We start from the raw sequence: 14,124 nt of genomic DNA on the forward strand, positions 1-14,124 counted from the left end.
TGACGCGCCGATGGGGGACAGCCCGCTTGACAGCATCCGAACCCCTTCGTATCGTTCGTCTACATGAACCGCATTCACATATGTGAACGAGTGTATCGCGTGTCTCGCGCATGAGCGTGGTCCTCACCCTCGGTGAGCCGCTCGCCACCCTCACGGTCGACGACGTCGACCCGACGGTGATCGCGGTCCACGTGGCGGGCGCCGAGCTCAACACCGCCGTCGGCCTGGCGCGGCAGGGCATCGCTGTGAGGTGGTTCTCCCGCTCGGCCGATGACGCATTCGGATCGCTCGTGCTCGACACCCTCCGGCGTGAGGGCATCGACGCGTCCCGCGTCGTCCACGCCGACGGCGAGCGGACCGGCCTCATCGTGAAGCGGCGCCTCGATGACCACACCGTGCGCAGCGAGCACTACCGGGCCGGCTCCGCGGCCAGCCGACTGTCACCGGCGGAGGTGCCGGGCGATCTGCTCGACGGCGTGGACCTCCTGCATGTCACCGGGATCACGCCGGCCACCGGCGAGGGTCCGCGGTGGGCATGGACGGCGCTCGTCCGCTCGGCGGCGGAGCGCGGCGTCCCGGTCTCGCTCGACGTGAACCACCGGCCGCAGCTCGTCGACGACGACGGCATCCGCGAGATCGTCGACAGCGTGATCGACTCGGTCGACACCCTCCTCTGCAACGAGGAGGAGGCTCAGCTGCTCACCGGTGAGGCCGACCCCGAGAGGGCGCTCGCGGCGCTCGTCGAGCGGGGTCCGCGGACCGTCGTGCTGAAGCTCGGCCGCCGCGGTGCGCTCGTCGGCCTCGCGGATGGGCGTACGTTGCGCGGTGGCGTCTGGCCGGTGCCGCTGCCGACCTTCCCCGTCGGGGCGGGCGACGCGTTCAACGCGGGCTGGATCGCGGCAACGCTCGCGGGGGTCGAACCCGAGATCGCCCTGCCGCTCGCGGCCTGGACCGCGTCGAGGGTGGTGGCCGATCCGGGTGACCACGACGGCTTCCCGACGGCGGAGGAGATCGCCGAGATGCGCGAGGCACTGGGGCGGGGCGAGCGGGCCCCGGAGCCCTTCGGGATCGACGCGACCGCCGGCTTCGTCGCGACCGCAGTGGGGGTGGCACGATGACGGACTTCATCGAGACCCTTCGCCGCGCGCGGATCGTGGCCGTGCTGCGCGCCGACGGCGCCGACGCGCTGCAGGCGCAGCTCGACGTCGTGCGCGAGGGCGGCGTCCGCGCCCTCGAGATCACGACCACGGCCGAGGGGTGGCAGCACGTGCTGCGCCGCGCGGCGGATGAGGCCGAGCCCGGCGTGCTCGTCGGCGCCGGCACCGTGACCACCGTCGAGCAGGCCCAACAGGCACTCGACGCGGGAGCGCGGTTCCTCGTCTCGCCCTACCGGGTGCCGGTCGCCGTCAGTGCCATCGCCGCCGCCGCGGCGGGCGGGACTGTGCCCTTCGTCCCGGGCGGCTTCACTCCGGCGGAGGTCGCCGAGGCTGCGCAGGTGGGCGGGGGCGCCGCGAAGCTGTTCCCCGCGGCGACCGGCGGACTGGCGCACCTCAAGGCGATCCGCGATGTGCTGCCGTCGGTGGCGATCATGCCGACCGGGGGCATCGGGCCCGACGACGCCGCCGACTGGCTCGCCGCCGGCGCGGTCGCCGTGGGCCTGGGAGGTGCGCTCGTCCGTCAGCCCGTGGCGCGCATCCGCGACCTCATGCAGAGTGTGGGCGCCGGTGTCTGAGGATCGTGTCACGCCGTCCGCGGCGGATCGCATCGCGGCCGCCGCGGGACGCCTCTCGGCGGTCGTCGAGGCGGAGGGCGCTCGGGTCGCGTCGCTGCGCTGGGCGGATCCGCGCGGCGGAGCCGAGCGCGAGCTGCTGCTGCGCACCCCGTGGGCGGAGGAGCCGGACGGTCCGTGGTCGATGCCTGTGAGCAGCCACGAGTGGCATCGCCGGTATCGCGGCGGCTGGCACGTGGTGCTGCCGCGGTCAGGGGACCCGGCCACGATCGACGGGGTCGAGCAGCCGTTCCACGGCGAGGCGGCCTGGCGGGTCTGGCGGCTGACCGCGGCACCGGGCGGATGCGACGCGACCGTCCTGCTGCGCACGGTCCCGCTGCGGCTCGTGCGCCGTCTGCGGCTCGACGGCTCGACCATCCGCGTCACGCAGGATGTGATCAACGAGGGGCCGGGACCCGTCGCGTTCGGCTGGCTCGAGCATCCTGCCCTGGATGGCGCGCTCCTCGACGGGGCGACGATCCGCCTCGGCGACACGGATCCGGTCGACGTGGTGAAAGCGCCGCGCACGTCGTTCGCGGACGTCGACGGAGCCCAGGGGGTGTGCGCCCTCTCGGTGCCCGCGCTCGACGCGACGATCACGATGCACTGGGACGGTGCGCTCTTCCCGCGCGCGCACCTCTGGCAGGAGCGGCGCGGCACGACGGGCTTCCCCTGGTGGGGTGGGGTGGATGCGGTGGGTGTGGAGCCGTCGTCCGACCCGTTCCGGCCGAGCACCGATCGACTGGGTTCGCTGGTCGTCGAGCCCGGTGAGACGCTGACCGCGACCGTCGAGATCTCGGTGGCGCCGACGGCGTAGTGCCGGGTGCTCCGCAGGGCCTAGAATCGGTCCACGATGGAGAGAAAAGCGGTTTCCCTGCGCGACGTCGCCGCCGTTGCAGGAGTCTCGGTGTCGACCGTCTCGAAGGTGCTGCGGGGGCAGGGCAAAGCATCCGACGCGACGCGCAAGCGCATCCTCGCGGCGGCCGAGCGGCTCGACTTCCAGCCCAACGCGCTCGGCCAGTTCCTCGCACAGGGCCGCAGCGCCACCATCGGCATCCTCGCCGAGAACGCGCCCGGCACGTTCACGATGCCCGTGCTCACGGGGGCGACCACGACGTTCGGCGAGCGCGACCTCTCGGTGCTGGTCTACGACTCGCACCTCGACCGCACCGTGGTCGCCGCCACCGTGCGCAAGCTCAAGGCGCGGAAGGTCGACGGTCTCCTCGTGATCGGCGACGGCACCGGATCTGACATGCACTCCGTGTCGGAGGGGTTCTCGGTGCCCGTCGTCTACGCCTACGGCGTCTCCGACGACGCGCACGACCCGTCCTTCATGCACGACGGCTTCCTCGCCGGGCGGCTCGCCGGCGAGCACCTCCTCGGGCTCGGCCGTACCCGCATCGCCCACATCACCGCGGCGCCCTCCGACCTCTCTGCGAAGGCCCGCGCCGACGGGCTCCGCGCCGCACTCGACGAGGCCGGCCTGCCGCTTGTGCTCGGCCAGCCCCTCAGCGGCGACTGGACCCGCGAGTGGGGCATCCACGCCGCCCGCCGCCTGCTCGAGAGCGGCGAACGGTTCGACGCCGTGTTCTGCGGCAACGACACCATCGCCGCCGCGGTGCAGGACGTGCTCCGCGCCTCGGGTCGCCGTGTCCCCGAGGATGTCGCCATCGTCGGCATGGACAACATCACGGGTCTGTCCGGCCAGCACGACGGCCTGCTCACCACCATCGACCCGAACCTCACCGAGCTCGGCGCCGTCGCCGCGCGCTACCTCGCCGACGCCATCGAGGGTGGCGAGTACGAGGGCGGCGTCCACACCATCCCATGCACCCTCATCCCCGGCGAGTCCACGGGCGCCCTCCCCCGCTCCGCCGGCGCCGCCGCCGCCTGACCCCGCTGGGGCGAATACGAGTGGTTCGGGTTCGGCCCGCCTCATGCGCTGTAGGGGCCGTAACGGCGGCGACGGATCATGGAGCAGGCGCAACCCGCACCACGTGCGGGCGGGAGCACATTCCCGGACGCGGGCGAGCGGCGGGCGCCGCTCAGAGCCTGACGACGAGCTTCCGCGCGGAGACGCCCGCGCGGAGGCGGTCGAGGGCGGTCTGCACCGACTCGAGTCCGTCGCCCACGACCTCGGCCTCCGGCGCGCAGACGTGCCTGCCGTCGGCGAGGGCGGCGGGGAGGTGGTCCTCCCAGAGCATCCGGCCGACCTCGTTGGTCATGAGCGAGCTGCCCCACACGAAGCGCGCGTCGATGCGGTGGCGACGGGCGCTCAGCTGGGTGAGGGAGGTCGAGAGGCCCAGTCGCATCATCGTGCTCATCGCCCGCAGGCTGGGGCCGCCCCGCCGCGGGAGGTCGCCGAACGAGACCGCAGGGCTCGCCAACGCGACGCGCGCGGCGCCCGTCGCCGCGGCGAGCGCGACCGACGGCCGCGCCGAGCCGGTCCCGACGGCGAGGACCCCGACGACGCGGTCGCCGCGGAGGGCGGCGGTCAGCTGCGACACCACGGCGGGATCGCGGTAGTCGGCGACGACGTCGGCGCCCAGCGCGCGCATCCGCTCGTGGTTGTGCGGGGATGCGGTGGTCGCCACTCGGTGGCCGGAGGCGGCGGCGAGTTGGATCGCGTTGCTGCCGACGCTCGTGGACCCGCCCCAGACGACGACGGTGCCGCGGTCGGCCCGCGCGCGTGCGGTCGAGGGCGACGGGTCGGGATGGGGCAGTGCGAGGTGGTCGGACTGGAACAGGGCGGTGGCGGCCGTCGAGACGGCGAGGGGGAGGACGACGACCTCCTCGAACGACAGCCGATCGGGGATCGGCGCGGCCAGGTCGGCGCGCAGGACCACGTACTCCTGGAACCCGCCCTCGGCGAGGTGCCGCCGCCCGCGCTCCATGCCCACGGCGTACCCGACCACGCGGTCTCCCGGTGCGAAGCGCGAGACTCCGGATCCGACGCCGACGACCTCTCCCGCAACGTCCTCCCCGAGGATCGCGGGATACGGCAGCCAGCGGTACATGAGGTCGCCGGTCCACTGCTTGACGTCGTCGAGCGGATTCACCGCGATCGCGCGCACCCGGACGAGCATCTCCTCCGGTCCGGGTTCGGGCATCGTGGCGGGCCCGACCACGAGGTCGGCGCGAGCCTCGGGCAGCCAGGCGGCGGTGTTGGTCGGCATGATGTCACCTCTCGAGACGAGGCCCTGATGGCACGTCGTGTCGTCAGGATAGCACTGACGACACGACATGCCATCAGATAGGCTGACCCCATGCCTCGCTGGGCCCCCGACGCCGCGCTCCGTCTCGAGCGCGCCGCCATGGAGCTGTTCACCGAGAAGGGTTTCGCGGGAGCGACCGTGCCCGAGATCGCACAGCGTGCCGGGCTGACCACACGCACGTTCTTCCGGCACTTCGCCGACAAGCGCGACGTGCTCTTCCTGCGCGAGCGCGAGCTCCCCGCCGTCGTCGCTCAGCTGCTCGCGACCGCCCCGCCGGGGCTCGACCCGATGGCGCTCGCGATGCACGGCCTCGAGTCGGCGGCGTCCGGCGACCTCGAACGCTGGAAGGACGACGTCCGCGCCCGCCGGATGATCGTGGAGTCGGAGCCGCAGCTGCGCGAGCGGGAGCGCCTGAAGTCCGCGGTGCTCACCGACGCGATCCGCGACGGGCTCCGCTCGGGCGGCGTCGACCCGGCGGATGCGGTGCTGACGGCGGCCGTGGCCACCGCCCTCTTCGACGCGGCGCTCGAGCAGTGGCTCACGGGCGGCGACGACGTCCCGCTCGTCGAGGTCCTCCGCCGCCTCCGCGCCCGGCTCGGGCGCCTGGCGTCAGCCCCCGTCGCCGCCGGAGCGTGCGTGCCGCAGGCCCCTGCATGGAGCTAAGGGTGTGCACATCGGGAACTTCAGTCAATGCGGCGGCGGGCCGGCCGACGTTTCGTAGACCGATCACTACGCTGAATGCTCGACACGGAGGCGAGGAGGCCTGACATGATCCATTCCCGGGACCAGCTCCTTCACCTCGTCCCGCAGCTCACCGCGTTGCCGGCCGAGGCCGAGTGGGTCGAGTTCAAAGTCAACAACACGGATCCGACCATGATCGCTGAACGCATCTCTGCGCTGTCGAACTCGGCGAAGATCAACGGCCAGGACTTCGGCTACCTGATCTGGGGCGTCGAGGATGGTTCGCACAAGATCGTCGGCACCACGTTCGCGCCGGAGACGGCGAAGAAGGGCAACGAGGCGCTTGAGGCGTGGCTCGCACACTCGATCCACCCCCAGATCCACTTCGAGTTCGAGACCGTCCAGATCGGTGGGCTGCGGCTCGTTGTGCTCACGGTCGTGCCCGCGTCCTTCGAGCCCGTGAGGTTCGGGCCAAGGGCCTTCGTTCGGGTGAGTGAGAACACGCAGGAGCTGGATCGCTATCCAGATCATGCTCGGCGATTGTGGCGCGCTTTTGACGACCGCGGCCGGGAGGGCGGCGCTGCGAAGGAGCGGCTGACGGACGAGCACGTGCTCGACTTGCTGAACTTTCGAAACACTTTGAGTTGCTCGGCCTGTCACTCCCGGAGAACCGGGTCGGGATTCTCGGCGCTCTGGAGAACGACAGCCTGATCGTCCGTATGGCGGGCGCCGGGTGGAAGGTCACGAACCTCGGAGCCATCCTGCTCGCGAAGCGGCTGACGGACTTCCCCTCGCTTTCGCGTAAAGCCCTTCGTGTCATCCGCTACGACGGGGTCGATCGGCTGAAGACGACGAAAGAGCAGGTCGGCGGACGCGGCTATGCCTCTGGATTCGAGGGGCTCATCGACTACGTCAGCGCATTCTTCCCCGCGAACGAGGCGATCGGCGTGGCGCTTCGGACGACGACACCGCTCTACCCACCGTTGGCGATCCGCGAACTCATCGCGAACGCACTCATCCACCAGGACTTCGCCATCACAGGATCGGGCCCGATCGTGGAGGTCTTCGATGATCGCGTCGAGATATCCAACCCTGGCTCGCCCATCGTTGACCCGGCACGGCTCATCGATACTCCGCCGAAGTCTCGGAATGAAGGGCTTGCGGCACTCATGCGGCGCATGGGGATCTGTGAGGAGCGCGGAAGCGGCTGGGACAAGGTCGCTTTCGAAGTCGAGTTCCACCAGCTGCCGGCTCCGGAGGTGCTGACCACCTCGGACACCACCCGCGTGACACTGTTGTCGCCGCGGCCGCTCGGGAGCATGACACCTGACGAGCGTGCGCGAGCCGTGTACCTTCACGCCTGCCTCAATCAGGTCTCACGGAAGGACACGACGAACAGCTCGATCCGCCAGCGGTTCGGCATCGAGGAGAAGAACAAGTCGATCGCTTCCCGACTGATCAAGCAAGCGCTTGACCGCGGTCTCGTCGTCGCCTACGACAAGAACGCCGGTCCGCGTAACCGCCGCTACATCCCTTTCTGGGCCGCCGGTTTCTCGGAACCAGTCCGCTGATTGTTGATGGCTCGTTGATCGCAGAACCGCAACGAACAGGCCACCCGGCTCGAAACCCCGTATTCTCAACAGTCTCTGACGCCTACCTTTGTTGACGGCTTGTTGACGACGGCTCCCGACCTGGGACGTTTCGCCGTGGCGGGCGCGGCGCAGGCGCGGTACACCCGGCAGCCTCAGTCGGCGCCCTTGAGCAGCGCGCCCACGTCGGGGGAGCCCGCCGCGAGGGTGTAGTGCCGGGCCGTGGGCGAGCTCTGGAGGAAGAAGTGCGCCTCCTCCTCCAGGAGAACGGGACTGTCGATGTCGTACCCGGCCCAGGCCTCGAGGGCCTCGGGAGAGGCCCAGTGGGAGATGATCAGCACCTCGGTGAAGCCCGCGTCGAGGTCGCTGGTGAGCACCCAGACGCCGAGGTTGCCGTCCACCGCCCGCGTCAGCGGCACGCGGATGCTCTCCGCGCAGTCTCGGTAGGCGGCCTTGTCCGCGGTCAGGATCTGACCCGTCCAGACTCGTGCGATCACGGGCGTGCTCTCTCCCGGCGCTACGACGTCCGTCGCGGGACACCGCTGCGCGACGCCAGGGCGACCGCGCCGGCTCCGGCGGTGGCGAGCCCCGCGGCGATCGCGGCTATCGGACCCGCCTCGAGGCCGGTGGCTGCGAGAGTCGAGGCGGACCCGCCGCCGGAGACCGGCGCGGGCGGGACGATCGGCGCGGGAGGCGCCGGGGGTGTGGGCACACGTCCGACGATGCCGTCGAGCCAGTCGTACACGACCTCGTTCCGCACCTGCGGCGCCATGGGTGCGCAGTGGAACTGGGCGCCCTCCGCGGCGGTGAAGTCGTGCTGGCTGAGCGAGGCGACCGACGTCAGCCATGACCGCACGTCGACGTCCTGGCCGGTGAAGAAGTCGTCGCCCTCGTAGGTGAGGAGCAGCGAGTGGGCGGTGATGGCGCCGAACAGCGCGGCGTCGCCCGAGTACGAGCCGATCGCAGCCAGGAGACCCACCAGGTCCTGGATGACCACCCCGGTCAGCGCCTGGTCGTGGAAGGCCTTGCCGAAGATCTCACCCCGCTTGTTGAGAAGGAAGCGGAGCGCATCCTGGCCCTGAGGCCCGTGCTTCGGGAACGAGGGGTACACGTCGTTCACCCAGACGTCGTTCGGGATGCCCTGCAGCTGGGCGTATGGGGTGAGCGGGTTGTAGAAGACCGGATCGGCGACCACCGCTCTGATCCGGTGCTCGTGCGCGGCGGCGCGCATCACGAGCAGTCCGCCGAAGCTCCAGCCGGTGAGGGCGACCGCGTCGGGATCGGTCTCGGGCTGGCCGAGCACGAAGTCGACGAGGGGCGTGACCACGTCCTCCCAGTAGGGGGTGAACGGGATGTCCTGCTCGAACAGCAGCGACCCCTGCCCCGGACCCTCGAACATGAGCGCGTTGTAGCCGCGCTCGAGCGCGGCAGCCCCGCCGAAGGCGAAGGTGTCGACGAGCTGCGCGTCGCTGCCGTTGTTGATGATGACCGTGGGCCTAGGGCCTGTTCCGGATGCCCGGGCCCAGTAGGCGGGCACGGTGACGGTCCGCGTGACAGGGGTCCCGGACGCATCCGGGAACCGCACCGCCATGGGAATCTCGACACGGGTCCAGACCGGTTCGAGGAGAGCAGCGGCCTCGGCCCAGCACCGCTGCATCGCCCGGTAGACGTCGGCCTCCCGGGTGGGAGCGTCCCCGCCGAGGATGAAGAACAGGACGGCCGTGTAGTAGCCCGCGGCACGGAGGTACTTCGAGCGGGCGCTGGCGAGTCGGCCGGCGGCCTTCTCGGCATCCGCGTCCGCCGCCAGTCGCGCAGCCAGAGCCTCGAACGTGTCGTTGTAGGGCTGGTAGACGGGCAGGTTCGCCGTGCCGATCTGCGCGAGCGCCGCCTGCACCTCCTCGACGGCGGCCGCGACCTCGCCGACCTCCGCGGCGCCGTAGGCGGCCTCGCCGTAGTTGAACTGCGTCTGGAAGTTCAGGTCGTTCTGCTGCGGGAAGGGCGTCAGGCCCGAGGTGACCGTGGCGGTGCCGCCGGGCACGGCGGGTGCCATCGGCACGGCGGGTGAGGCCGCTGCGGAGGCGGCCGAGGCCGGCCCGCCGCTGCCCGTCGACCACAGGAGCCCGCCCACTCCGCCGGTCGCCGCCAGGCCAAGGAGCACGCGGCGGCTGAGGCCCGGATCCTCGGTCGCGCTCGCGGAATCCGCCGTCGATCGTCTGCGTCGTGCCATCGTTCCCCGCCCACGTCGTCGTCGCGCGCCAAGGAGCTTGGATCGCCGGGCGGCCGACACCTCGGCGCCCTGGCTCCAACCTAGTGGACCGCTGTTCAGCGCATCGCGTTACGGCCGTGTAAAACGTCGCACCGGACGGTGGTGCTCTCTTGCGCACGGCCACGAACGCAGTGCAGAATCTCTACCACTGCGATAATCAAGACTCAAAATGTAAGAATTTGAGCCGGGATCGCACCCGAGCGGCCGAGCTGCCCTACCCGGCGCTGCACGACCCACTGGAAGGAAGCAACAGATGACCGAACGCCGACGTCATGCCGAGATCTCGGGTGGCGGATTCGCGGGCCTCACCGCGGCCGCTGCACTGGCTCAGAAGGGATGGAGCGTCCGCCTCCACGAGCGCTCACCCGATCTGCGCACCGAGGGCGCCGGGATCGTGCTGTGGAACAACAGCCTCCAGGTGATCGACAAGATCAAGGCCGGTCCGGACCTGATGTCGAACTCGATGACCCCGCCCGCCTACGAGACCAGGATGAACAACGTCATCCAGTCCCAGGAGACGCTCGACGGGATCCGCTGGCGCACCATGACCCGCCCGCACCTCTACCAGACGCTGCTGGTCGCGGCGCGCGAGGCGGGCGTCGAGGTGGTCGCGGGCTCCGAGGTCGTAGGGGCGACCCCCGACGGCACGATCCGCTTCGCGAACGGCGAGTCTGCCGAGGCCGACCTCATCATCGGCGCTGACGGCGTCGGATCCGCCGTGCGCGACTCCCTGAACATCCCGTTGAAGCGGGAGCGCTCGCGCGACGGAATCACGCGCTTCCTCGTCCCCCGCCGCAAGGCCGAGCTGCAGGCGCTCGAGCCCGACACCGAGTGGGACAACGTCATCGACTTCTGGAACCTCGAACCGCGCGTCCTGCGTGTGCTCTACACGCCGGCGAACGACGACGAGCTCTACATCGCCCTCATGTCGCCCGCGGCCGATGCCCAGGGCTCCCGGGTGCCGATCGACCTCGACCTCTGGACGAGCATCTTCCCGCAGCTCGCGCCGGTGCTGAAGGACGCCGCCGACACCCCCGGCCGCTACTACGGCTACCAGACCACGCGCCTCGACCACTGGACCGAGGGCAAGGTGGCGCTCATCGGCGACGCCGCTCACGCCATGTGCCCGGCGCTCGCCCAGGGCGCCGGATGCGCCATGCAGAACGCCTGGACCCTCGCTGTCGCGGCGACCGAGGCCGACGATATCCCCGCGGCCCTCATCGACTGGGAGCGGCTCGAGCGTCCGTACACCGACATCGCCCAGGACCGCTCCCAGTGGTACGCCGACACCCGCGAGATGGCGAAGGGCAACCAGTTCCAGGGCGACAGCGTCGTCACCGCCACCTACAACCCGACCGATCCGCACCGACACGAGGTCCACGCATGAGCATCGATCCGTACTACGACGTCCGCGCCTTCCACTCCTTCGTCCAGGAGACCGTGCACGATCTCGGCCCGGCGCCGGAGCAGCCCCTCGTCAAGGCCGCCGTCGCCGTGGTGATCAAGAACCCGTTCGCGGGCCGTTGGGTGGAGGACCTATCCCCGCTCACGGAGCCCAGTGCGAGCATCGGCACCGAGCTCGGAGAGCGGGCGCTGGCCCTGCTCGGCGGACGCCCGGCCGAGAGCTACGGCAAGGGCGGCATCGCCGGCCTCGCCGGTGAGCAGGAGCACGTCGTGGCGTGCGTCACGACCGTCTTCGGCAACGCCCTCCGCGACGCCGTCGGCGGCGGGAAGGCCTGGATCTCGTCGGCGACGAAGACCGCCGCGGCGGGGACGACCATCGACATCCCTCTGGCATACAAGGATGAGGTGTACGTGCGGTCGCACTACGACGCGATCACCGTGGCGCTTCCCGACGCCCCTCGCCCCGACGAGCTCGTGATCATCGCGGCGGTCGCCACGGGAGGCCGGGTGAACGCTCGTGTGGGCGGCATGACCGTCGCCGACGTCCTCGCCGGCACGAACTAGGAGGAGCCCGATGACCTACAGTCACACGCAGTACTTCGAGGACCAGTCGATCGCGAGCGTGCTCGCCGACGTGGCCCGCGCCCACCGCATCCTCGAGCTCGAGGGCCACGGCGACATGTCGATGGGACACCTGTCGTTCCGCGACCCGTTCGGCCGCGGCCTCTGGCTGAAGCGCGGCAACCTCGCGCTCAGCGAGGTGGAGGGCGACGACTTCATCCTCATCGACTTCGACGGCACGGTGCTCGAGGGCACCGGGCTCCGCCACCTCGAGTGGCCGCTGCACGCCGAGATCATGAAGGCACGCCCCGACGTCAACTTCGTGGGCCACTCGCACTCGCACTACGCCACCGTGCTGGGTGCATCCGAAGAGGCGCTCAAGCCCTACAACAACCACGGGGTCTGGTTCGCGTACGAAGGCGTGCCGCGGTTCGCCGAGACGAGCCACATCATCACCACGGTGCCGCTCGGCGTCGCGGCCGCCGAGGCGCTCGGCGACGCGCAGGCCATCCTGCTCGCCAACCACGGCGTCGCGTTCGTCGGCTCGACCGTGGCGGAGGTCACCCTCACGGGGATCTTCCTCGAGAAGGCCGCTCGGTTCCAGGTCGACCTGAAGTCGTCCGGCTTCGCGCCGATCGAGCCCACGGTCGAGGAGACCAAGGAGAAGTTCGACCGGATCTACCCGCCGAAGGCCCAGCACAACTTCTGGACCTTCTTCAACCGCCGCCTCGACCGCGTCGAGGCGCAGTTCGGCCTCGGCATCTCGCCGATCGCCCTCCCGCCCGGAATCTGACGACCCGTCACCGTGAGATGCGCCCCCCGCGCATCCGCAGACCCTCTTCCCGTGAACAAGGAGCAAGCATGAGCAGCCTTCCCAGCATCGCCACCGTCGTCGGCTCGGGCACCATGGGCCCCGGCATCGCCGCCACCCTCGCCCGCGCGGGTGTCACCGTGCGCCTGTACGACATCTCCGCCGACGCCATCGCCAAGGCGGAAGCCGCCTATGGCGTCGTCCAGAACGTCCTCGCGGCGGTCGACTCGCCGTCGGCGCCCGGCGGGTCCGTGACCTTCGGCACCGACCTCGACGCCGCGCTCGCCGACACCGAGCTCATCATCGAGGCCGTGCCCGAGAAGCTCGAGCTGAAGCGGTCGGTGCTCGCCGACCTCGAGGCCCGCATCGGAGACGACGTCATCATCGCCACGAACACCTCCGGCATCCCGATCACGACCATGGCCGAGTCGATGACCGTGCCCGGTCGCCTCATCGGCATGCACTGGTCGAACCCGCCGCACCTCATCCCGATGATCGAGATCATCCCCGGCCAGGCCACCGACGAGGCGCTCGTCGGCAAGCTCACCGAGATCGTGAAGTCGTTCAACTACGTGCCCGTGCTCGAGAAGGAGATCGCCGGCTTCGTCGAGAACCGCGTGCTCTACGCGATCCTCCGCGAGTGCATGGCGCTGCTCGAGGAGGGCATCGTCACGCCCGAGGGGCTCGACGCCTGCGTGAAGTGGGGCATCGGCTACAAGCTCTCGGTGATCGGCCCCACACGTCTGCTCGACATGGCGGGCCTCGACATCTACCAGGCGGTCTCGAGCTACCTCAACAAGGAGCTCGACGCCTCCACCGAGACGCCGCAGCTCATCAAGGACAAGATCGCCGCCGGCCAGCTCGGCTTCAAGTCGGGCGGCGGCATGTACGAGTACGGCGAGGGCGACGTCGACGCCAAGCGCAAGGAGATCATCACCGGGCTCATCGCAGCCCGCAAGACGCTGTCGTCCATCCCGAACGTCTGATGACGTCCGCCGTCACCGTCGAGCCCCTCGGCGACGGTCTGTCGCGCACCCGGGGGGCCGAGGTCGACCTCGCGTTCCGGGTGCGCGGCAGCGGGCCCGCCGTCGTGCTGCTCCACGGCACGTCGGCGAACCACGCTGTGTGGGAGCCGATCGGCGACGCCCTGGAGAGCCGTGCCACCGTGATCGCGCTCGACCAGCGCGGTCACGGCCGGAGCGACAAGCCCGAGTCGGGCTACACCGGCCCCGACTTCGCCGACGACGTCGTGACCGTGCTGGATGCGCTGGGCCTCGACCACGCCGTCCTCGCCGGCCACTCGCTCGGCGGCCGCAATGCATGGCTGGCGGCGGCCCGCCATCCGTCTCGCGTCGCGGGCGCGGTCGTCGTCGACTACACCCCCTACGTCGAGGCGAGCGTGCTCGACGAGCTCGACGTCCGGGTCGCGGCGGGCTTCCGCGAGTTCTCCGACGTCGACGAGATCGAGCGGTACCTGCGCGACCGGTACACCCGCATCCTTCCCGGCGCCGTCTCGCGGCGGGCCCGCTGGGGGTATCGGATGGCGGAGGCCGGCGGCTGGGTGCCGCTCGCCTCGCCCGACGCGATGCGGCGGCTCATCGAGGGCTTCCGCACCCCGTTCGACACCGAGTTCCGTGAGGTCGCCGTACCGATGACCCACCTCCGAGGTGACGGGAGCAGGATCGTGAGCGTGGATGCGTGGGCGCGCGCCCGAGCCGATCGACCCGCCGACCGCTGGGTCGAGGTGCCCGACACCGACCACTACATCCCCGAAGAGGTCCCCGACCTCGTCGCCGCCGAGATCGACCGCGTTCTCGGATCCTGATCGA

The 14,124-nt window shown here is 70.6% G+C and carries 15 protein-coding genes; 12 read left to right on the forward strand and 3 right to left on the reverse strand.

Annotated features, from left to right (window positions below; all coding sequences use genetic code 11):
• The first annotated feature begins 110 nt into the window (after positions 1-110).
• Genes ACFJGV_RS14075 through ACFJGV_RS14090 form a run of 4 tightly spaced genes read left to right on the forward strand, consistent with a single transcriptional unit; the run spans position 111 to position 3,662 of the window.
• Positions 111-1,118 carry a sugar kinase gene (locus tag ACFJGV_RS14075; RefSeq protein ID WP_378144612.1) on the forward strand — a complete coding sequence of 336 codons (1,008 nt, stop codon included), beginning with the start codon at positions 111-113 and terminating at the stop codon, positions 1,116-1,118.
• Entirely contained in the window at positions 1,115-1,732 is a 618-nt protein-coding gene (locus ACFJGV_RS14080) for a bifunctional 4-hydroxy-2-oxoglutarate aldolase/2-dehydro-3-deoxy-phosphogluconate aldolase (RefSeq protein ID WP_378144613.1), read from the forward strand. The genes ACFJGV_RS14075 and ACFJGV_RS14080 overlap by 4 nt, the downstream gene beginning before the upstream one ends.
• On the forward strand, positions 1,725-2,585 hold the full coding sequence (locus tag ACFJGV_RS14085) for a hypothetical protein (RefSeq protein WP_378144614.1): 861 nt from the start codon (positions 1,725-1,727) through the stop codon (positions 2,583-2,585). Before ACFJGV_RS14080 ends, ACFJGV_RS14085 begins: the two co-directional genes overlap by 8 nt.
• A gap of 36 nt (positions 2,586-2,621) precedes the next feature.
• Entirely contained in the window at positions 2,622-3,662 is a 1,041-nt protein-coding gene (locus ACFJGV_RS14090; RefSeq protein ID WP_378144615.1) for a LacI family DNA-binding transcriptional regulator, read from the forward strand.
• 151 nt (positions 3,663-3,813) lie between these two features.
• Here the strand turns inward: ACFJGV_RS14090 and ACFJGV_RS14095 are convergent, their stop codons facing one another.
• Positions 3,814-4,944, reverse strand: coding sequence for a zinc-binding alcohol dehydrogenase family protein (locus ACFJGV_RS14095; RefSeq protein ID WP_378144616.1), 1,131 nt, complete (start codon positions 4,942-4,944; stop codon positions 3,814-3,816).
• A gap of 90 nt (positions 4,945-5,034) precedes the next feature.
• Between ACFJGV_RS14095 and ACFJGV_RS14100 the strand changes: the two genes are divergently transcribed.
• The 3 genes from ACFJGV_RS14100 (at position 5,035) to ACFJGV_RS14110 (ending at position 7,235) form a co-directional block, all read left to right on the forward strand.
• Positions 5,035-5,646, forward strand: a complete 612-nt coding sequence (locus ACFJGV_RS14100; protein WP_378144617.1) for a TetR/AcrR family transcriptional regulator — start codon at positions 5,035-5,037, stop codon at positions 5,644-5,646.
• A 75-nt stretch (positions 5,647-5,721) separates the two neighbouring features.
• Positions 5,722-6,375, forward strand: a complete 654-nt coding sequence (locus tag ACFJGV_RS14105) for a helix-turn-helix domain-containing protein (RefSeq protein WP_378144618.1) — start codon at positions 5,722-5,724, stop codon at positions 6,373-6,375.
• Complete coding sequence (locus tag ACFJGV_RS14110) at positions 6,309-7,235, forward strand: ATP-binding protein (RefSeq protein ID WP_378144619.1); 927 nt, start codon at positions 6,309-6,311, stop codon at positions 7,233-7,235. Before ACFJGV_RS14105 ends, ACFJGV_RS14110 begins: the two co-directional genes overlap by 67 nt.
• A 173-nt stretch (positions 7,236-7,408) precedes the next feature.
• Here ACFJGV_RS14110 and ACFJGV_RS14115 read toward each other — a convergent pair whose 3' ends face one another.
• Both ACFJGV_RS14115 and ACFJGV_RS14120 read right to left on the reverse strand, forming a co-directional pair.
• Positions 7,409-7,750 (reverse strand): antibiotic biosynthesis monooxygenase, encoded by a 342-nt coding sequence (locus ACFJGV_RS14115; RefSeq protein ID WP_378144620.1) that lies wholly within the window; start codon positions 7,748-7,750, stop codon positions 7,409-7,411.
• A gap of 20 nt (positions 7,751-7,770) precedes the next feature.
• Positions 7,771-9,480, reverse strand: a complete 1,710-nt coding sequence (locus ACFJGV_RS14120) for an alpha/beta hydrolase family protein (protein ID WP_378144621.1) — start codon at positions 9,478-9,480, stop codon at positions 7,771-7,773.
• A 292-nt stretch (positions 9,481-9,772) separates the two neighbouring features.
• Here ACFJGV_RS14120 and ACFJGV_RS14125 point away from each other — a divergent pair, with 292 nt between their 5' ends.
• The 5 genes from ACFJGV_RS14125 to ACFJGV_RS14145 all read left to right on the forward strand — a co-directional run bounded on the left by ACFJGV_RS14125 (position 9,773) and on the right by ACFJGV_RS14145 (position 14,120).
• Entirely contained in the window at positions 9,773-10,906 is a 1,134-nt protein-coding gene (locus ACFJGV_RS14125) for an FAD-dependent oxidoreductase (protein ID WP_378144622.1), read from the forward strand.
• Positions 10,903-11,487, forward strand: coding sequence for an amino acid synthesis family protein (locus ACFJGV_RS14130; protein WP_378144623.1), 585 nt, complete (start codon positions 10,903-10,905; stop codon positions 11,485-11,487). The genes ACFJGV_RS14125 and ACFJGV_RS14130 overlap by 4 nt, the downstream gene beginning before the upstream one ends.
• 10 nt (positions 11,488-11,497) lie before the next feature.
• Positions 11,498-12,277, forward strand: coding sequence for a class II aldolase/adducin family protein (locus tag ACFJGV_RS14135; RefSeq protein WP_378144624.1), 780 nt, complete (start codon positions 11,498-11,500; stop codon positions 12,275-12,277).
• A 68-nt stretch (positions 12,278-12,345) separates the two neighbouring features.
• On the forward strand, positions 12,346-13,281 hold the full coding sequence (locus tag ACFJGV_RS14140; protein WP_378144625.1) for a 3-hydroxyacyl-CoA dehydrogenase NAD-binding domain-containing protein: 936 nt from the start codon (positions 12,346-12,348) through the stop codon (positions 13,279-13,281).
• A complete protein-coding gene (locus ACFJGV_RS14145; protein WP_378144626.1) occupies positions 13,281-14,120 on the forward strand; it encodes an alpha/beta fold hydrolase in 840 nt (279 codons plus the stop codon). Before ACFJGV_RS14140 ends, ACFJGV_RS14145 begins: the two co-directional genes overlap by 1 nt.
• The last annotated feature ends 4 nt before the right edge of the window (positions 14,121-14,124 follow it).

The organism is Cnuibacter sp. UC19_7 (assembly GCF_042699995.1).
In the GTDB taxonomy this organism is placed as follows: Bacteria; Actinomycetota; Actinomycetes; order Actinomycetales; family Microbacteriaceae; genus Cnuibacter.

Coding starts and splice junctions, on each gene's coding strand:
- ACFJGV_RS14075 (WP_378144612.1), top strand. CDS start 111: ATGAGCGTGGTCCTCACCCTCGGTGAGCCGCTCGCCACCCTCACGGTC.
- ACFJGV_RS14080 (WP_378144613.1), top strand. CDS start 1,115: ATGACGGACTTCATCGAGACCCTTCGCCGCGCGCGGATCGTGGCCGTG.
- ACFJGV_RS14090 (WP_378144615.1), top strand. CDS start 2,622: ATGGAGAGAAAAGCGGTTTCCCTGCGCGACGTCGCCGCCGTTGCAGGA.
- ACFJGV_RS14095 (WP_378144616.1), bottom strand. CDS start 4,944: ATGCCGACCAACACCGCCGCCTGGCTGCCCGAGGCTCGCGCCGACCTC.
- ACFJGV_RS14100 (WP_378144617.1), top strand. CDS start 5,035: ATGCCTCGCTGGGCCCCCGACGCCGCGCTCCGTCTCGAGCGCGCCGCC.
- ACFJGV_RS14105 (WP_378144618.1), top strand. CDS start 5,722: ATGCTCGACACGGAGGCGAGGAGGCCTGACATGATCCATTCCCGGGAC.
- ACFJGV_RS14120 (WP_378144621.1), bottom strand. CDS start 9,480: ATGGCACGACGCAGACGATCGACGGCGGATTCCGCGAGCGCGACCGAG.
- ACFJGV_RS14125 (WP_378144622.1), top strand. CDS start 9,773: ATGACCGAACGCCGACGTCATGCCGAGATCTCGGGTGGCGGATTCGCG.
- ACFJGV_RS14130 (WP_378144623.1), top strand. CDS start 10,903: ATGAGCATCGATCCGTACTACGACGTCCGCGCCTTCCACTCCTTCGTC.
- ACFJGV_RS14135 (WP_378144624.1), top strand. CDS start 11,498: ATGACCTACAGTCACACGCAGTACTTCGAGGACCAGTCGATCGCGAGC.
- ACFJGV_RS14140 (WP_378144625.1), top strand. CDS start 12,346: ATGAGCAGCCTTCCCAGCATCGCCACCGTCGTCGGCTCGGGCACCATG.
- ACFJGV_RS14145 (WP_378144626.1), top strand. CDS start 13,281: ATGACGTCCGCCGTCACCGTCGAGCCCCTCGGCGACGGTCTGTCGCGC.